Below are 18,308 nucleotides of genomic sequence, written 5' to 3' on the forward strand. Positions count from 1 at the left end.
TCGATACGGACTGTCCTGCTCCGTGCCCGCTACGTCGGCTCGTCGCGCTGTGGTTCTCGAACGATCGTCACCGGAACGGATGCCCGTCGAACGACAGTTTCGGCCACACTCCCGAGAAGGAGTCGGTCGAGACCGCTGCGACCGCGACTCCCCATCACGACCTGGTCGATGTCCTCCTCCTCGAGGTATCGAACGATCACGTATTTCGGTCGCCCGTACCGCCACTCCGTTTCCACGCTTGCATCGACGGCCGCTGCAATGTCGTCGACGCCGTCGAACACGTCGTTCGCGTATTTGCGTGCGCGACGTTGCCACCGCCGTCCGTCCTCGACGCCGGCATCGGTGTGCTCTGCGAACGGTTCGACCACGTGAAAGACAACGAGCTCGGCGTCGGGAAACATCTCGAGTGCGAACCGGAGTGCAGCGTCCGCGTGCTCGCTGTCGTCGTGTGGGACGAGAATGGTCTCGCTCATATCGCCGCCATATGAGTGGCAGCCGTATCAGTGTCACTGTGACGCATGCCCAAAGATTTTGACCAGCTGGAACGAACGCTACCGTATACCATGACGTTTCTCGCCCCGTTCGACGGCTCGTATCTGGCAGAAGCAGCACTGATGCGCGCATCTGAGTACGGCGAGGCGCTGGACGAGGACGTGATCGCGCTCTCGGTGGTCCCTGATGACGAGGCGTACGCGACGAGCGTTGGCTGGTACGAAACCGGTGAAGACGAACCGTTTAGCGTCTCCTACGTCACCGGACGGCTTCGAGACGGGGTCGACGATATCGCACCCGATGCGACGTTTCGAGACGAGCGAATCGACGATGGGGCGGCCGCGGCGATCGCAGCCCGGATCACGGACGTTGCCGACGAGATTCGGCCGTCGGTTGTCTTCCTCGGCACCGACAACGTCGGCGAAATTGCCCAGCCGGTGACGAGTGTTGCCGGTGGCGTCGCTGCGAACGCGACGTACGACGTCCACATCGTCCGATACTACGCCCCACCATCGATCTCCGAGATCCAGTTAGAAAAAGGGGCATACCAGTAGCCGTGACGAACACAACACTCGTCCCGATCGGAACACAACTCGAGCGAGTCTGGGCGCAGCTATCGATTCCCTGACCGGTCGCACGCTGTGGAAAGACGAGTGTGTTTGATAGGCATCCGGATCGAACCATTCAGCATGTTCACGACGATTCTCGTCCCGACCGACGGCAGCGCTGGCGCCGAAGCATCGATCGGTCACGCACTCGAGCTTGGTCAGACGTATGAGGCGACGATGCACGCACTCTACGTCGTCGACACCGGCGCCGAGCCGACGGAGCTTGCGGCCGATGAGCGCGATGAACTCTACGCCCCATCCGAGAGAGCTGGTCGCGAGGCGACGATCCGAATCACGGATCAAGCCGAAGCACACGACCTGCAGGCCGCTCGAGAGGTCCGTGAGGGCGTCCCATATCGAACGATCCTCGAGTACGCCGACGAGCAGGCTGTCGACATGATCGTGATGGGGACACACGGGCGAACGGGCGCTGATCGGGCCCGACTGGGCAGTACCACCGAACGCGTACTCGCGCTTGCAGACGTCCCGGTGCTTTCGGTCCGCCTGACCGACGACGATGAACCCACGTCGTGGGACGGGCTGTACGACTCGGTCGTCATCCCGACCGACGGGAGCGACGCCGCCGAACGTGCTGCCGAGAACGCTCTCGAGATTGCAGAAAAATACGATGCCGACGTTCACGCTGTCTACGTCGTCGATACGACGACGTACGACCTCGAGGATTCTCCGCGAAGCATCGTCGGCCTTCTCAAAGAGGGTGGCCAAAACGCGACGGAAGCGGTCGCAGAGATGGCACGTGACCGCGACCTCGACGCGACGACCGAGGTCCGCCGTGGTGTTCCAGCCGAGGAACTGCTCGAGTACGTCTCGTCGGTCGACGTCGACCTCATCGCGATGGGTACACGCGGCCGTGCCGTCGGCTCCGGCCGGCTGCTGGGGAGCACCACGGCCCGTGTCGTCCGCCGGTCGCCGGTTCCCGTCCTGACCGTCGACTAGTACCGATCTCGCCAGTCTCTACTCTGCAACTCGGGACTCGAGTTCCCGTGTCAGTTCGTCGGTTTCCTGTTGTAACGCGTCGCTGATTCGAACGTCGTACAGGTCCGGATTCTCGAGTTTGCGGTGTTTCTCGGGCAGTTTCTGTCGATGCGTGCGTGCCCGCGCTCGGATGTCCTTGAGGGCTGGAAGCTCCGTGACGCGGTTGCCGTCTTCGATGATTGTGACCAGTTGTTCCTCGCCGGGTAGTTCCTCGTCTCGGAGCCCGATGACGTCGCCCGTGTACTGGCCGTCCGACTCGGTGCGTCGAACGCTTTTCGGGCTGGGGTAGGTCACTTTTCCGGGTGAGAGTTTCATCGTCGGCTGTAGCTCACCGTCGCGTTCGACGGCAACGAGTTTGTAGACACCCTCGACTTTCGGTGCGTCCGTACTCGTCACCAGTGCGGTCCCCGGGCCGAAGCCAGCGCTGACACCGTCTCTGTCGAAGAACTCGTCGATCGCGTACTCGTCGATCCCCGAGGAGATGAACTGGTCGACGTCGGGCAGAACCTCGTCGACAGCTTTCGAGAGTGCCGGGAGATCGCCGGAGTCGAGGCGAACGCCCCGGAGCGATGCCCCTTTCTCGTCGGCGACAGCCTTTGCGAGTTCTGCACCCTGAACCGTGTCGTAGGTGTCGATCAGGAGCACGCTCTCGTCGCCGTACTCGTCGACGAACGTCTCGAAGCTGTCGCGTTCGTGCTCGAAGCTCTGGACCCACGAGTGGGCCATCGTTCCAGAGACGGGAATCCCGAACGCCTCGCCAGCGGCGACGTTCGAGGTGCCATCGAAGCCACCGATGTACGCGGCTCGAGCCGCCTTCATCCCGGCGTCGGTGCCGTGGGCTCGTCGCGAGCCGAAGTCGATCAGTTGCTGTCCGTCTCCTTTCCTGTCGATGACGTCTCGCATTCGGCTCGCCTTCGTCGCGATGAGCGACTGATAGCCGATCTGGTTGATCAGCGCCGTCTCAAAGAGCTGTGCCTGCAGGATGGGGGCTGTCACCTCGAGCAGCGGTTCGTTCGCGAAGACTGGCGTCCCTTCGGGCAGGGCGCGCACCTCGCCGGTAAACTCGAGGTCCGACAGGTGTTCAATGAACGCATCGTCGAACCCGTTGTCGGCCAAAAACTCGAGTGCACGCTCGCTAAACGAGAGCGTCTCGATGTAGTTGATCGCCTGTTCTAACCCCGCAGTGATCATGTATCCTCGATCCGGCGGCAGGTCACGGACGAAGAGACTGAACGTCGCCGTCGGATTATGATCCTGATTAGCATACGCCTGCATCATTCGCAGCTCGTAGAGGTCGGTGAACAGCGGCATGTTCTCCTCCGTCAGGGAGCCAAACGTTGTCTGTGCCATTGCGTCGGCTACACACACCACGTTCAGACTGATAACTCCCGGTGTGGGCCGCTCCCTGAACTCGATGGAGCCGCTCCCGTTCGGCGACCGACGCCGCCCTCGAGTACAGTGTCCCGTCCTGTCGACACGTGATCGTTGGCTGCTCGCCGAAGCCGAACACTCGAGAAGACACGGAGACTGTTCGACAATCCGATGGATAGCCGTGCAGTCGACCAAATGGCAAACAGATCACTCAGGGGCTGTCACACAGCTCGTGGCGATTACAGATCGGTCATAGCGAGAACGTCTGCGACCAGCTCACAGTGGTAGTATCGGATCAGATCCGCCTCGCTGTCGTAGTCGATGAGTCCATGATCGTCGAGCATCGGTAGGTGGACGTGGTGGAACTCTCGTTTCCGGGCCTCGAGATCGACCTGCTCGTCTGTCGTGGACTGGCGAATGAGTTTCGATAGCGGGAGCTGATCGTCCTCACAGGATTCTAACGCAGCGATGAGTTTCCGGCGACGGGCGTCGGCAAGGAGTCGGAACACAGCGTCTGTATCACACGTACATCGTGCGTATCCATCTTCGTCCACGATCTGACACTCGTTCATTGTTCTGACGATCCGAAGGTGAACGGGCGAAGACAAATACCCCCCAAGGTCTTCCCACGGTGTGAAACCACCACATCTTTTGAAGTATACGTTACGAAATTATGTATTAGAATATAATCTCCTTTGCTGTGAAAAAGGTCGAAATTCGGGTGAGAGAACGCCAGCTGGAGTCGCTCACAGCGATCGCCAACGACAAAATTCCCCAGAACCTGCGGTGCCAGCAATCTCCCGTCTGATCTCCCTAGTATGTCACCCCCTGCGTGCGGTCTCCGCTCGACTGACAGTCTGTTCGCGGTGTCTTTCTCATCCGAGTATCAGTCCCACAGCCTCTATAAGCGGTTCCGTTGTCTGTCATGCTGGTGACCCAAATGACCGACCCATGGTATGGCAAGACGATGGCAGAAGACGAGATCTCAACGTTTCTGAACGAACAGGCAACAGGCGTGCTCTGTCTCGCAAACGAGCAGCGAGCGTACGGTGTTCCCGTTGCGTTTGCCTACGACGCAGCCGAGGACCGAGCGATCATGGACCTCGGGTTCGCCGAGGATAGCAAAAAGCGCCGTTTCATCGAGGCGACCGAGGAAGTCTGTCTGACCGTTTATGAGTGGGACGATCCGCACAACTGGAGGAGCGTGGTACTGAGCGGGTCGTTCGAGCCACTGTCCGAGGACGAACTCGACGACGACATCGAATCCTGGTACTATCGCGTCGCAAAAGATATCGACGTCCCTGACGCCGGCGTCGAACTCGAGTGGTACGAACTCCAGGGCGACGAGCTGTCAGGTGTGGCGCTTTCGGAGTGAGCAACAGCGACTAACAGCGACACGTGTCACTCCGGCGGCAGTGTGAGACGCGACAGTCACGGCAGCGACGTCGAACCGGCTTATCGGACCACAGTCACCGGCACCGTCGCGCGACGAACGACCTGTTCTGCGACGCTTCCCAGCAGGACGCGTGACATACCCGATCGCCCGTGGCTGCCGAGGACGATCTGATCGATGTCGTTGTCCTCCGCAAAGGAGACGATACTCCGAGCGGGCGTGCCGACTAGTACCTCTGTCGTTATCGATACGTCGTGTTCGTCACCGATCTCCTGCACCGTCTCGAACAGCGATTCGGCGTCTTCTTTCTCGAGTTCGATAAGCCGATCGTAGTTGTACGCCATCTCCCCACGGTACATCGCCATCGACGGGTTGATCACGTGTAGCGCCGTAATCGTGGCGTCCGGATACGTCGTGGCGGCGTGTTCGACAGCCTGTCGTGCTGGATCGGACTCGTCGACTGGGACAAGAACGTTCATACAGACTCATTCTCGAAACAGACGTATATACATACTGGGAGAATTTGGTCACCAGTGATACAACACGGTCGGGAGCTATAGTAGCCACTGCAAGTCACTGCATATCTGATCGCACGATGGCTGTGCGGTCAGTGTGTGAATCGTTTCAGTTGTTACTCTACGTTCCACGTTCTCGCCCGGTTACTGCCTCCATCTCGAGTTCGTAAATTTCGACGTCGAGCGCCTCGACGTCCTGATCGAAGACCGGGAGCTGTCGGAACGACTCGTTGACGGCCGTCTCGTCGAACGCCGACTGCTCCTCATCTGAGAGTTCCTGCAACGGCCCCCTGACGATGATGCTCCAGTACGTGTCTGCACGCTCGATGTCGTACAGACAGAGACAGGCGTCGGCCGTCGCCTCGAGAAACGCCATCTTCGTGCTCGAGCCGTCACTCGTCAGCCGAATGTACAGCGACGAGCCGTCGTAGTGGAAGGCGACCGGAACCGCATACGCCGTCGAATCGTCTGCGAGAGCGAGAACACCGACTTCGTGCTCGCGCAGTATGTCATCGATGTCTGTGTCGTCCATCCCGAACGTGTACTCGTATGAGATCTTGTCCATTGGTATCTGTTGGGCCGACGGCATCAAGAATCCCCCACATACCGCGATCCAGCGACGGTCTCAGCGAGCCAGCCGCCGGCGAACGTACTGTCCGAGGAAGACGAGTGCGAGAAGCACACTCACTCCTTCGAGTGGCAGCTCGTGAAACGTCAGAATCGCCCCCGCGACGAACAGGGAGCCGGCAACGATCGCATACCCGACCGCCGGATCCCCGCCGTGTGTCGCCTCGACGGGATCGGTCCTGACGACGAGTTCGCCGCGTTCGAGCTGTCCGAAGACGGTATCGAACCGGGCAGGTGCTCGAGCGAGAACGGGCGCCGACTCGCGAAGGTCCGTCCGGATATCTGAAAGCAGCGCTTCGAACTCGCTCTCGATGAAGCCCTGATCGACGAGAAACGAGCGCGTCACTCCGAGGAAGTCAAACTCCGGATCGAGGCTTCGACAGACGCCCTCGCCGACCGTGCCGGCCCGAATGAGCAACATCACGTTCGGCGGGATCCGAAACGGAAAGTCATGAAGCATCGCGAACAGCTCGGTGATGATCGCACGCCAGGTAACTACAGAGCGCCCTTCGAGGTTCTCGATCACCAACTCGAGCACCTGTCGGACTGCGGCCCGATCGACCGTCGGATCGAGGATCTCGAGGGCGATGAGCGTGTTCAGCAGGCCGTCGACGTCACGACGGACGAGCGTTCGGTACAGGCTCGTAAGATCGGTCTGTTCCTGTGTCGTCAGTCGCTGGCTCATGCCGTAATCGTAGATGACGAGCCGTCCATCGTCGGTCACTGCGAGGTTGCCCGGATGCGGATCAGCGTGGAAAACGCCGTCGACGAGGCTCATCTTCAGATACGTGCGGGCGATCAACGTCGCCATCTCGGTCGGCCCGATCCCAACTGCCTCGAGGGCGCGGTCATCGGTGATCTTGTTCCCATCAACGTACTCCATCGCCACCACGCGTTCTGAACACAGTTCGTCGTACGTCGTGGGGACGACGACCCGTTCGTTGTCCGTGAGGTTGGCCCCGATTTCGGCCATGATCGACGCCTCGCGCTTGAAATCTAGCTCCTCGAGAATGATGTTCTCGAAGTCGTCGGCGAGGTTCTCGACCGAGTAGCGCTGGCGTTCGGTGGCAAACATGGTAAGCAGCGGGACGATTCCCCTGATGACCCGGAGGTCTCGCTCGATCAGCGACACCAGCCCCGGCCGTCTGACTTTCAGGGCGATTCGATCGCCCTCGTACGCTGCAGTGTAGACAAACGCGAGCGAGCCGCCCGCGACGGACTCGAGCGTCTCGAGATCGATCTCGTCACCGAGTTCGGCCTCAACGACGGTTAGCGGGTCACCACCTGCATCTTCGGGAACTTCATCCTGGAGCGTCGAAAACGCCTCGACGTACGTTGGGGGGACGATATCCGGCCGCGTCGAGAGCACCTGTCCGACCTTGATAAACGCCGGACCGAGCTCGAGCATCGTCTCGGTGAGCTGTTCGGCGCGGTCGCGATGGGTCGCCGTCGACACCTGTCTGGACGGGCCAAACAGCAGGAACCGCCGCTGGTCCCGCAGTAGCGCGATTGCGATCGGCAGAAAGTGAACGAACACCTGCAGATAGCGGCGATAGTATCCGTTCATTGCTGGCGGCGAACCTGAGACACACTCGAACAGTCGTCCATAGCGTGTGTTCGAAGACCCAACACAAATATTCTGTTGGCTGCGTTTCAAAACCAGCCTCGATGGCCGGCGACTCGCTTCCGTCTCGGTGGAGACACCACCAGCTACCTGACGACGACCACGGGCATCGGAGCCCGGCGAACGACGTCTTCAGAGACCGTTCCGAGCAGGATTCGCGAGACACCCGTTCGGCCATGGCTGCCGATAACGATCGTGTCGTGGTCGGTCTCGGTTGCGTACTCGACGATCCGCCGTTCCGGCTTTCCCGTCACCATCTCGGTGTCGAGTTCACGGTCGTGTGCTGTCGCGACCTGCATCGCCTCCTCGAGGATCTCCGTCGCGTGTTCGCGGGCTTTCTCGGTGAGTGGCGGTCGAAGCTCCGGCCCCTCGAGAATAGCCACATGAGACTCCGGCACCTGAACGACGTGTAACGCCGTCACGACGGCCTCTGGAAATGTCTCGAAGGCGTACTCGAGTGCCTTGTTCGACGGCGGCGACCCATCGTACGGAACCAGAACGCGATCTGCCATGCAGGATCTATTCGTGCATTCGTCATAATCCTGTCTCCGATCCACACGGATCGTCGACGATGGGAACGCGACCGGTCAACGAACTGCCAGCACTGGCCGATCGGATCGCTCGAGGACACGCACTGTCGTACTTCCGAGAAGGGGCTCGTCGACGGTGGCGAGTCCACGTGACCCCATCGCGATCAGATCCGCGTCGACGGCAGCGGCGTACGAGACGATCGCATCGTGTGGAACGCCGCGGACGACGTCGGCCGTGACCGACAGATCGCGGTTGCGCGCCGCGATAGCGATTGGTTCGATCGCGTCGTGACCTCCCTCTCTGCAGAGTTCGATAATAGCTGCCGGTGCGTTCTTGAGGGCAGGGTTGGTCTCGTCGATGATGGAGATGACATCGACAGCGCCGCGGGAATATGTCGCTAGCTCGAGGGCGTACTCGGCGGCGCGTTCGGCGGCGTCGCTGCCGTCGGTTGGGATCACGACCCGGTTCGGACCAGTCGGGTCCGTGTCAGCCCACTGCCGACCGCCCAGCGGAACGGCGAGCACCGGAACATCCGTCAGTGTGAGCACCCGTCCGGTCGTGACTCCGACTCGAGTGACGGTCTCGCGGGCTGCTGTCAGCCCACGAGTGCCCATGACGATCAGATCAGTATCGGCCTCAGCAACGACGTCGACGATTACCCGATACGGGACACCCTCACGAACTGTCCGAACGGCGGTGACTCCTGCGTTGTCGACCCGGTCAGCAACCGAGTTAGCGGCCTCACGGCTGTGTGCTTCGGTTGCCTGTCGAAGCGGTTCCCTCTCGTCGGCTGGCAGATACTCGAAGTCAGTCGGTTCATGGACGGCCAGCACGTGAACGGTTGCACCGGTCACACGCGCAATCGCGATGGCATGCTCGGCAGCCGCCACCGAGCTGGCGCTTCCATCGACGGGGAGCAGGATCGAGTCGTCCATCGTCTAGTTGTACGACTGCAATACTCAAGAACCCACCCCGCTCGTGGCCGCCGAAGAGGACGCTGACTTCGCTCGAGAACGCACGTGGCGGCTCAGGAGAACAGTCGACGAAGCCGCGAGGGAACGGGATCGTGGCGCTTTGCCAGAACGACCGTGTTTGCGGCGTGTCGCCCCACTGCCTCGGAGGTCGTTCCGAGGAGTGCACGCTGAACGAGGCCACCTCTCGAGACACCGAGGACGGTGACGTCGTGTTCGCTGGTCCAGTCGGTGATCGTCGCCTCGACGTTGTCGTTTTCGACGAGCTTCCGCTCGACTGGCTGGACGTCGTCGAAGTCGGCTGCAGTCTCGGCGAGCAGTGATTTCGCTTCGTCTCGTGTTCGCTCGGGATCCACCGATTCGCGGACGTGCAACAGCGTGACAGCGGCATCGTTCCGTCGGGCGATCGAGGCAGCCGTTTCGATGGCGAGCCCCTCGTGTGGGCCACCGGCGACCGGAACGAGCACTGTGTCGACGGGGTCCGGTCTCGGCCTCTGGATCCGTTTGACGAGCACGTCACACTCGGCGTCTCGCAGGACTCTGTCGATATAATTGCCCAGAATCACGTCCTGTCGTGGCGGTCGCCCGCGCCAGCCCATCAGGATCGCGTCGACATCGTACTTTTCGGCGGCTCCAATGATCCCCGTCGAGATTCCACGAGCCATCCGAATCCGTTTGTCCACGGGGACCCCAGCGGCCTCGACACGCGCGGTTGCATCCGCCAACATCTGCTCGTCTTCGTCCTCGAGCAGGTATCGGCGGCCGTCTTGTAGCGACAGCTGAGAAGGAACCTCGACGATGTAGACGAGCAAAATTCGGTACGATCGATCGGTCGCGATATCGAGTGCAGTGTCGAGTTGGCGGTCGGCTGTCTCCGGGTTCGCAACCGGGACCAGCAAGGTACCGTCGACATCGGATCGCAAATCAGACATGGTATCTAACACGTCATACGCGTATCATCGTTATATTATCCCTTTAGCGCCGCCCACACACCGGCTGTAGGCAGACTGGAGACGCCACCGAAACGATCACCAACTGAAACAGACGAGACATCTTTTCGCACGAACCAGAACCGGCTGCCGACGACGAAAAACACGGTCATCGCGATCAGAATGCCGGTCCCGACGACGGCTTGAGGTGCCAATACTTTCCTATGAATTTCGATATTTTCAGCATACATACGGCAGCAGTCATTTTTGCAGCCCGATTTCGAGAGCGAACGCGCGCTGAGCAGGTTGTTTTTATCGCCTACCCTAACGCAGATTGCTTTCAGTAGTTGTGTTTTATTGGATAGTAGTGTACAGTCATCTACTACTATGGCTACTCGCCGCTCTCGTATCGTCAGTCTGTTCCCGCCGTCGAACTCACTATCACCATTCTAAACAGCTACACTGAATATCTGTATTTCGTACATTATCGACTGCAAAACCGAGAGTCGAACCGACCGACTCGTCGGTGATCAGCTCCAGATGTCGACACTGCCTCGAGGCCTCGCAATCGCTGACCGACAGGATCAAATGGTCGCTCTCGCAACGAACGCGCAATGGGAACCCCGCTCGAGAGCCGCGCAGAACAGGCCGAGGAAGTCATCACACGCCTCGAGGAGGCGTATCCGGACTCGACGATTTCGTTGCGGTACTCGAATCGCCTCGAACTCCTGATTGCGGTGATGCTCTCGGCGCAGTGTACCGACGAGCGCGTCAACAAAGAGACGAAACACCTTTTCGAGAAGTACGACGGGCCGGAAGCGTACGCCGCCGTCTCACAGGAGGAACTCGCCGAAGACCTGAACTCGATCACCTACTACAACAACAAGGCCAAATACATCCGTAGCGCCTGTACGACGATCATCGAAGAGCACGACGGCGAGGTGCCGGATACGATGGACGAGCTCACGGAGCTGTCGGGTGTCGGCCGGAAGACCGCGAACGTGGTGTTGCAACACGCTCACGACGTCGTCGAAGGGATCGTCGTCGATACGCACGTCCAGCGACTCTCGCGGCGACTTGGTTTGACCAACGAGGAGTACCCGGAGCCGATCGAACAGGACCTGATGGGAATCGTCCCCGAAGGCTACTGGCAGCAGTTTACCCACCTCTGTATCGATCACGGCCGAGCGACCTGTACGGCCCGGAATCCAGACTGTGCGGACTGCGTGCTGGCCGACATCTGTCCCTCCGCAAAGGGCGACAGCGAGATCGACCTCGCCTCCGGCGAGTCCTGGTAGCGCCGAGACCGGGGCGCGTGCCGGCCCACGCACGTTCCCCACGCCGACTCTCGCAAGCCAAACGCCTTTTCGGGATTCGACGGTAGCCCCATTCGGGATTAGCATGTCCGACTCCACTGACGAGACCGGCAAAGACGAGCACGGACGGGACGTCGAACTGACACACGAGGATCCCGAAGCCGACGACGAGGCGGAAGACGAACTCACCGACGCACAGAAAGAAGCTCGAGAGCGTCAGGACGAAACACAGCGTCGACAGGACATCGAACACAAATCCGACGACCGGGAGAACGACGCTCGCGAGAATCTCAACCCGGACAATCACCGCGACGAGGAGCCCCACAACAGCTAGACGCTCCCGGTCGGTCACTTATTCTGACTCGAGGTCGGGCACGGACAGCGTCGACAGCGCGCCGTCGACGGCGATCGTGACCGTTGCGTCGACGGGAACGGTCTCGGCTGGCCGGTCGTCAACGACGAGTCTGACCGCCGTATCGTTGCGCTTGACCGTGAGCGTGAGGTCGTCCTCGGGAAGCACCCACTGGCGCGTCTGCATGACAAACGGTGCAATCGGCGTGACAGCGACGGCATCGACGGCCGACGAGAGGTGGGGCGCGTCGACGGCGCTGGCATAGCCGTGGCTGCCTGCCGGCGTCGCGACGACGACGCCGTCGGCCCGAAACGTCGCCACCGACTTGCCGCGACTCGAGACGCTGTACTCGGAGATCCGCGCGGGTTCGTCGGTCACGAGTGCGACGTCGAACAGCGCCCGCACAGGGGAGCCGTCACCGTCTCGACTCGTCTCGTCGACGTCGACACCCAGCACTGCCCGCCGGTGAATCGTCGCGTTGCCGGCGAGTGCGACTGTGAGTGCGTCCAGGAGCGCGTCTCGTTCGACGGTCTCGAGACCGACGATGTCGCCAACGGGGAGGACAGGAACGTCGGGGTCGGCTCGAGCGATCGCCGAAAGCGTCGACTCCCCCGCAGCCACCACCAGCGAGGGCTCGGCTGCGAGCACGTCCTCGAGGGTGCCCCGTGCGATCGTCGCGTCGTCGTCCGCAAACACTGCCTCGAGCGCGTCGTCGACGTGAATCGGCCGCGTGCCGGCGTCGTCACTGGTGTCCGAACATGCTTCATCGACGATTCCGACAACCGGTTGCTCGGCTTCGAACCACACGGCGTCCATGCCCCACCGTTCGCACGGGCCTGAAAAAAGTGTGCGGTTGTCTCTCGAGCGACTACGACTCGTACGGCCAATCGCCCGTGATCCGCATCCCCTCGGCAAGCCCCTGTGACTCGAGGTCGGCAGCGATGGCGTCGGGCGTTCGATGCTCGATAGTAACGTCCTCGCTTGCCAGTTCGACGACGAGTTCGGTCAGCAAGATCGCTTGCTCCCGGAGGGTGCGTCGCTCGAGTTTCTCGATGGTGTCGGCGAATGTGTGTCCCCAGCCACGGCCGACCTCGTCCGACGTCGACAGAATGTGAGTTCCTGGCACACCCCACTGGACGAACGACCAGTGATCGCTGTGTGGGCCGAGTTTCGGAACCGTCTCGATCGGGTGGTCGTAGCGGTCTGCAACGTCGCTCACAGCGGTCTCGAGGCCGTTGAACCCGTGAGTCGTTATCGAAAGCGTTCGGTCACTGACGACGCCGTCGTTGTTGACGATCGCTTTGATCGTCTCGTGGTCGGTCGTCTCGGCGTGGTACGCAGAGCCGACCAGTCCCACCTCCTCGGCCCCGTAGGCGACGAACTCGACGCGAGTCTCGAGGTCGCTCTCACGACTCGCCAGCGCGGTTGCGAGTTCGACGAGCATCGCCGTTCCAGCGCCGTTGTCGAGTGCCCCTTCCGCGATGTCGTGGGCGTCGACGTGGCTGGTCACGAGCACGCGCTCGTCGGTGTCAGGGCCGAGTTCAGCGTGGACGTTCTGGCTGCTCGCATCGTGGATCTCGGCGTCAACCGCGAGCGTGATCTCCTCACCGTCGAATCGGCGGGCCAGTCGCGCCCCGACCTCGCTCGAGACGCCGACAGCCGGAATCTCACCGATCGGATTCGCTTCGGTCCCAACACTCCCAGTCGGCGGCAGACAGCCCTCGACGTGGTTACGGTAGATGAAGCCAACGGCCCCGTGATCGACGGCGTGGTAATACTTCTCCCGCCGGTGAATATAGCGCTCGGCGTACTCCGGAATGTCGCTTCTGACCATCACGATCTTGCCCTCGAGATCCGTCGTCTCGAACTCGTTTGGGAGGCCGTAGCCGAGGTCGACCAGCGGCGCAGTCACGCGCTCGGTCGGACTCCGTGGGAGCGCGATACAGTCTTGGGTCGTGTCGCTGGCTTCGATTGAACTCTCGCCGCGCGTCCAGCCCTGCATGTCGAACGACTCGAGACGGGCGTTTCTCGCACCAGCGTCGAGGAGTCGCTCGCGGGTTAGTTCGGCGGCCTCGCGTTCGCCGTCGCTCCCTGCCATTCGAGTCTCGATATCGACGAGGGCCTCGAGATGAGTCCAGCCAACATCGCTCGTAAAAACGTCACCGATCCAGGTCGTCATACTACAGCCGTTGCCGTGTGGGCGGGTAACTGTACCGCTCGCGGCCGGAGCCATCCGGGAATCTTTTTCATGGCACTCTATTTCCGGACGTGTGTGGGAGACGCATCACCTCGACCTCGATGATGAACCCACTCGAAAGCGCCACGAGTGCACCGAGTTCGTCATCGATCACGAGGAGTGAGACGGGCGACAGTACCGAGTGGGCGGCGCGGCCACACCGAAACTGACAGCCAGCACCTGTCACGTTCGTCTGCGCAGACGAAGACAGCGTTGCCGGCTGGACGACGCAGACGCCCTCGAGTGTCGCGGGAGTTATCTTTGCCGACGCGCAAGCATATGGTATGTCCTCGACAGGACCCATCGCGATGGGAGTCGTGGCGCTGTTTGGGTTCGTGGTTCTCGGAGGTGGGCTCTCTATCGCCAGGATCGGTCTTGGCCGCATCCGGACCGCGCGGGAACTCCGTGACGGCAGCCCGATCCCGTTAGGTGAGGTCCCCGAGGCACCCGGTCTCGTTGAGTTCGAGGGCACAGTACAGCCCCACGGCGAAACACCACTCGAGGCACCGATCTCCGGCACGCCATGTCTGGCCTACTCGGTACAGTCTCGCTCCCGTGATAGCGGCGAGGACGATCCGACGTGGATCTCTGACGGACGGACATCGGCTGGCGTCCCCTTTGGGGTCGACGACGGCGTCGATCGTATCGCGGTCGATCCAGCAAACGCAGTCCTTTCGCTGACCGACTGGGGATCCGAAGGGACATCGTGGACGGACCGCGCTGATCTTTCGACTGCCGTCCTAGACCGCCTCGAGACAGCCGGCCTTCCCGGGGCCGCCGAGACCGACCCGGGAGAGCCCGACCGCCAGTACCGCGAACAGCGTCTCGAGGCCGGTAGTGATGTCCACGTCTTCGGTGGCTCCGTGACCGACTCGAGCGACGGTCACACGCCGGCCACCGTTGCTGGCGACGACTGGTTCGAGATCACGGCTGGCGACGAGCCGACTGTCCTCGCCGACCGGCAGCGATCTGGCTCCCTCTATCTAATCTTTGGCGGGCTACTTGCCGTGCCTGGCGTTGGCTTTACGCTTGCAGGGGTCGTCGGACTCGTTTCGATGGTGTTCCTGTGAGCGGCCCGCTGTGAGCGCGGGCAGCTGTCAGCGTTTGTCCCGTTTTGCCGTCTCGAGATCGGCGAGGCGGTCGAACGCCCAGTCGATGCGAACGACGTTTCGCGGCCGTTCACTGAGCCCATCACGACTGACGACTTCGAATGTTCGATTTCGTGCCTCGGGGGTAAACGGCGCCACGGCCATGAGACGAGCAACGTCAGCTCGAGGGATCGATCCTGCCACGGAGTTGCCGCCCTCGCCGACGACGGGTTCGTCGGTCGGCGGCGCGTTGGTAAGTCGTCCCGGCCGAATAATCGTATACGCCAGCCCAGAACGGCACAACGCGACTTCAGCGTCCCGTTTGGCACGTAACGAGCCGCGAATCAGGAGGCGGGCCGGGAGTGAGAGACCCGCTTTCGAGTTCCCGACACCGATCGCACTCTCGAGGACGACAAACGAGACGTCTGCACCCATTGCAGCCGTCACGAGATTGATAACGCCGGTTCGGTCGACCAGTTTGCCACCGACAGTGTGTCGCCAGCTCGGTGGCGTGCCAAGCGCACAGTAGAGAATATCACAGTCCTCGACGGCCGCGACTGCGTCTGCCGACTCAAAGAAATCGGCGACGATCACCTCGTCAGCGCCGAGTCGCTCGAGTGTCTCAACGTTTGCATACGACCGTGTCGTCGCACGAACCGTGAGATCGGTCGGCCGTAACACGGACAGCAGTTCATGTCCGGTGTCACCACTCGCCCCAGCAATAAGTACACGATCAGGTGTTCCGGCACCAGTATCAGTCATCGAGCGAGGTACTGTCCGTACACGGATAATACTCACCCGAGATCAACGATGCAGACAGTCGGCAACAGCGACCGGTGACGGCGACGACTATGACTGCAGTCGTTTTGTTGTCTGGACCAACGGATGGCGGGCGTAGTCGACGACATCGATGTCATCGATCCGCTCGAGACCCTCTTTTGCCGCCGTGTTGGCCATTCCGAGCTCGATCTCCTGATCGATGACGATGACGTACGCGTCCATTTCGTCGATCTCGAGCCGATCCGCCGCGAGCACGCGATGGTGCCCGTCGGCCAACAAGAGCGTTCCGTTGTTGTCGATGACGACCAACGGCTCGGCCAGTCCGTGTTCGAGTTCGTACCGTCGGCCCTCGAGTTCGTCGGCGTACACTCGGCCTTGCGTCGGTGTGAGGACAGCGAGCGAGACCATTCGCCGTTCTTGTTCGAGCTCAATCTCGTGGATCTGCTCGAGTGTTCGCATCAGTTTTCCAACCTTCTCGGGGGTTGCACGCTCGATCTGGCTGCGGATAACATCGGCGTTTGAAATGATGCCGACGAGATTGCCGGCGTCGTCGACGACGGGGAGTTTCTGGATCCCTGACCGAAGGATCACGCGGGCAGCATCGGTCACTTTCATCTCGGGGTGGGCGACGAGCAGATCTGTCGCCATCACTTTGAAAATGGGGTCGCTGTCGTCGGCCAGCAACAGATCACGAGCACTAATAAACCCCTCAACGCGGCGTCGCTCACAGACAGGAAAACCACTGTGTTCGTCGCTCTCGGCGATTCGCGATGCGACATCGCCGACGGTCGCGTCGGGGGCAACCGTCGCCACGTCGCGTGTCATATACTCCTCGACCTGGGGCTTGCTCCTGTCCGACACGACATCCATGCGTTACCCAAGGGTCCCTGGAAGCAAAAGACTGTCTTCTGACTGGATACGCGGACACGACACTACGCCGATCCCTCGTCCTCACCGCTGGTAAACAGCCATTCGCTGGTCTGGGTGTAGGCTCCAACCGACGTCCCGGGCCGAGTCTCGATCGCTTCGAAAAACCGGTTCGTAATCACTTCCTCGACGACGCTGACGATCGACTCGACCTCGTCTTCGTCGTCGGTACTCGCCAGAATCCCGATCTCGAGTTGGGCGCCGGCCATATCTGCATGGCCACCGGCGCTGCCGATCCGGTTGAACCCATCTCGAAGCGTTTCACCGAGGTCGACGTCGGCCGCCCGCGACCGCGCCGAGAGAAACGCCATCTCATCCCGGAAGCCAAAGACCAGCGTCGTCTCGACACCATCCATCGCCAGCAGTTGATCGGCCGCCTGTGGCAAGGCATCACGATCACTGATCCGACCGACGCTGGCGACGGCGACCGTGTCACGCTGGACGCGGTTTTTGATCGCTCGAGCGATCGTCTCCAGTGTCTCCCCTTCGATCGTTGGCTGCTCGATTTGGTGTAGAACCGATGTGTCGACGTACGGACAGAGGACCGATGCGGCGTTGAAATCCGCCGGTGACACCTCTCTTGTGAAGTCGTTCGTATCGATCCGGATGCCATACAGCAACGCCGTTGCCGTCGCTACTCTGGGCTCGAGACCGAACCGACTGAGATAGTCGGTCAGGACGGTGCTGGTCGCGCCGGCGTGTTCACGGAGATCTACGAACTCGCCGGGAACCGGTCCGCGAGGCGGATGGTGGTCGATGACGATATCCACGTGAAGGTCTTCGGGTAACTGATCGTTGACTCCCGGACGGGAGTGATCGACCAGCGCGAACGCGTCGTACGCGTCGAGAGAATCCGTCGGCGAGAGGTTCCGAAGATCGAGACCAAGCAGGTTGACCATCGCGCGGTTTTCCTGGTGTGATATGTCCCCGAAGTAACAGGCGTCGCCCTCAACACCAACCTCCGCGGCGATATCGACCAATCCGACAGCGCTTGCGATCGCGTCGGGATCCGGGTTGTCGTGCATGACGACCGCCAGCCGCCCGTCGATCGTCGAGAGCTGTTTTCGAAGCCCAATCGCGGCGTCGGCAGACGGACAGACGACCCCATCGAGGATGTGATCGACCATCGCAGTCTCGGCATCGACAACGTGGTCTGCGAGGTCATCGAACGCTGGCCGATCAGCGTCCGTCGCGTTCCCGCCGAGATAGGCGATAATCGATGCCGTCTGGAATTTCGCTCGAGCATCCTCGAGTGCTGCCCGGTTGACGTCGGTCCGATCGCTGGCGATAAATATCACGTCCGGCGACTCGATGTTCGCGATCACCGACGGATCGGTCGGGTCGGCGTGTCGGGCCGGAATACTCTCATCGCGAAGTGCCTCGACGATGCTCTCGTCGTCGGTCACGACGAGCAGTCGATCGCGACCAGTGTCGTCGTACTCGTGGAGCCGTTCGGCGACCTGACGACCGACCGTTCCACACCCGAGCACGAGCCGGAAAACCATGTATCGCGGCTTGCCACCGAGACGGGTAAAAACTACCGGCTGAGCGC

The 18,308-nt window shown here is 61.3% G+C and carries 20 protein-coding genes; 6 read left to right on the forward strand and 14 right to left on the reverse strand.

The window, feature by feature from the left end:
* Positions 1 to 29 precede the first annotated feature (29 nt).
* A complete protein-coding gene (locus DV706_RS02210) occupies positions 30 to 473 on the reverse strand; it encodes a universal stress protein (RefSeq protein ID WP_136350777.1) in 444 nt (147 codons plus the stop codon).
* Between the two features lie 90 nt (positions 474 to 563).
* On the opposite strand from DV706_RS02210, the gene DV706_RS02215 reads away from it, so the two are divergent.
* Positions 564 to 1,046 (forward strand): universal stress protein, encoded by a 483-nt coding sequence (locus DV706_RS02215; protein ID WP_006066784.1) that lies wholly within the window; start codon positions 564 to 566, stop codon positions 1,044 to 1,046.
* A gap of 135 nt (positions 1,047 to 1,181) precedes the next feature.
* Positions 1,182 to 2,057 (forward strand): universal stress protein, encoded by an 876-nt coding sequence (locus tag DV706_RS02220; RefSeq protein ID WP_006066783.1) that lies wholly within the window; start codon positions 1,182 to 1,184, stop codon positions 2,055 to 2,057.
* Between the two features lie 18 nt (positions 2,058 to 2,075).
* Here DV706_RS02220 and DV706_RS02225 read toward each other — a convergent pair whose 3' ends face one another.
* A complete protein-coding gene (locus DV706_RS02225; RefSeq protein ID WP_006066782.1) occupies positions 2,076 to 3,446 on the reverse strand; it encodes a nicotinate phosphoribosyltransferase in 1,371 nt (456 codons plus the stop codon).
* A 260-nt stretch (positions 3,447 to 3,706) separates the two neighbouring features.
* On the reverse strand, positions 3,707 to 3,976 hold the full coding sequence (locus DV706_RS02230) for a DUF7344 domain-containing protein (protein WP_240756803.1): 270 nt from the start codon (positions 3,974 to 3,976) through the stop codon (positions 3,707 to 3,709).
* 431 nt (positions 3,977 to 4,407) lie between these two features.
* On the opposite strand from DV706_RS02230, the gene DV706_RS02235 reads away from it, so the two are divergent.
* On the forward strand, positions 4,408 to 4,842 hold the full coding sequence (locus tag DV706_RS02235; protein ID WP_136350919.1) for a pyridoxamine 5'-phosphate oxidase family protein: 435 nt from the start codon (positions 4,408 to 4,410) through the stop codon (positions 4,840 to 4,842).
* An 80-nt stretch (positions 4,843 to 4,922) separates the two neighbouring features.
* Here the strand turns inward: DV706_RS02235 and DV706_RS02240 are convergent, their stop codons facing one another.
* The 6 genes from DV706_RS02240 to DV706_RS02265 all read right to left on the reverse strand — a co-directional run bounded on the left by DV706_RS02240 (position 4,923) and on the right by DV706_RS02265 (position 10,060).
* Positions 4,923 to 5,339, reverse strand: coding sequence for a universal stress protein (locus DV706_RS02240; protein ID WP_006066779.1), 417 nt, complete (start codon positions 5,337 to 5,339; stop codon positions 4,923 to 4,925).
* Positions 5,340 to 5,496: 157 nt separating this feature from the next.
* Complete coding sequence (locus tag DV706_RS02245) at positions 5,497 to 5,940, reverse strand: pyridoxamine 5'-phosphate oxidase family protein (RefSeq protein WP_006066778.1); 444 nt, start codon at positions 5,938 to 5,940, stop codon at positions 5,497 to 5,499.
* A gap of 60 nt (positions 5,941 to 6,000) precedes the next feature.
* Positions 6,001 to 7,569 carry an ABC1 kinase family protein gene (locus DV706_RS02250; RefSeq protein ID WP_006066777.1) on the reverse strand — a complete coding sequence of 523 codons (1,569 nt, stop codon included), beginning with the start codon at positions 7,567 to 7,569 and terminating at the stop codon, positions 6,001 to 6,003.
* A 143-nt stretch (positions 7,570 to 7,712) separates the two neighbouring features.
* Complete coding sequence (locus DV706_RS02255; RefSeq protein WP_006066776.1) at positions 7,713 to 8,138, reverse strand: universal stress protein; 426 nt, start codon at positions 8,136 to 8,138, stop codon at positions 7,713 to 7,715.
* Between the two features lie 75 nt (positions 8,139 to 8,213).
* Complete coding sequence (locus DV706_RS02260) at positions 8,214 to 9,092, reverse strand: universal stress protein (RefSeq protein WP_006066775.1); 879 nt, start codon at positions 9,090 to 9,092, stop codon at positions 8,214 to 8,216.
* 92 nt (positions 9,093 to 9,184) lie between these two features.
* The gene (locus DV706_RS02265) at positions 9,185 to 10,060 is read right to left on the reverse strand and encodes a universal stress protein (protein WP_006066774.1); all 876 of its coding nucleotides are present in this window, start codon (positions 10,058 to 10,060) and stop codon (positions 9,185 to 9,187) included.
* A gap of 611 nt (positions 10,061 to 10,671) precedes the next feature.
* Here DV706_RS02265 and nth point away from each other — a divergent pair.
* Both nth and DV706_RS02275 read left to right on the forward strand, forming a co-directional pair.
* A complete protein-coding gene (gene nth / locus DV706_RS02270; protein WP_006066772.1) occupies positions 10,672 to 11,355 on the forward strand; it encodes an endonuclease III in 684 nt (227 codons plus the stop codon).
* A 103-nt stretch (positions 11,356 to 11,458) separates the two neighbouring features.
* A complete protein-coding gene (locus DV706_RS02275; protein ID WP_006066771.1) occupies positions 11,459 to 11,707 on the forward strand; it encodes a hypothetical protein in 249 nt (82 codons plus the stop codon).
* Positions 11,708 to 11,725: 18 nt separating this feature from the next.
* Here the strand turns inward: DV706_RS02275 and DV706_RS02280 are convergent, their stop codons facing one another.
* Positions 11,726 to 12,541, reverse strand: coding sequence for an NAD(+)/NADH kinase (locus tag DV706_RS02280; protein ID WP_006066770.1), 816 nt, complete (start codon positions 12,539 to 12,541; stop codon positions 11,726 to 11,728).
* Between the two features lie 52 nt (positions 12,542 to 12,593).
* Entirely contained in the window at positions 12,594 to 13,904 is a 1,311-nt protein-coding gene (locus DV706_RS02285) for a M28 family peptidase (RefSeq protein ID WP_006066769.1), read from the reverse strand.
* A 341-nt stretch (positions 13,905 to 14,245) separates the two neighbouring features.
* On the opposite strand from DV706_RS02285, the gene DV706_RS02290 reads away from it, so the two are divergent.
* The gene (locus tag DV706_RS02290; RefSeq protein WP_049889847.1) at positions 14,246 to 15,031 is read left to right on the forward strand and encodes a hypothetical protein; all 786 of its coding nucleotides are present in this window, start codon (positions 14,246 to 14,248) and stop codon (positions 15,029 to 15,031) included.
* Positions 15,032 to 15,058: 27 nt separating this feature from the next.
* On the opposite strand, the gene DV706_RS02295 is transcribed toward DV706_RS02290, so the two are convergent.
* From DV706_RS02295 to DV706_RS02305, 3 genes are all read right to left on the reverse strand, one after another.
* A complete protein-coding gene (locus DV706_RS02295) occupies positions 15,059 to 15,811 on the reverse strand; it encodes an NAD(P)H-binding protein (protein ID WP_006066766.1) in 753 nt (250 codons plus the stop codon).
* A gap of 87 nt (positions 15,812 to 15,898) precedes the next feature.
* Positions 15,899 to 16,699: a CBS pair associated ParBc domain-containing protein gene (locus tag DV706_RS02300; RefSeq protein WP_006066765.1), complete on the reverse strand. Its 801-nt coding sequence runs from the start codon at positions 16,697 to 16,699 to the stop codon at positions 15,899 to 15,901.
* A gap of 62 nt (positions 16,700 to 16,761) precedes the next feature.
* A complete protein-coding gene (locus DV706_RS02305) occupies positions 16,762 to 18,261 on the reverse strand; it encodes a DHH family phosphoesterase (RefSeq protein WP_006066764.1) in 1,500 nt (499 codons plus the stop codon).
* Between the last annotated feature and the right edge of the window lie 47 nt (positions 18,262 to 18,308).

This window comes from Natronorubrum bangense, from assembly GCF_004799645.1.
Taxonomy (GTDB): Archaea; Halobacteriota; Halobacteria; order Halobacteriales; family Natrialbaceae; genus Natronorubrum; species Natronorubrum bangense.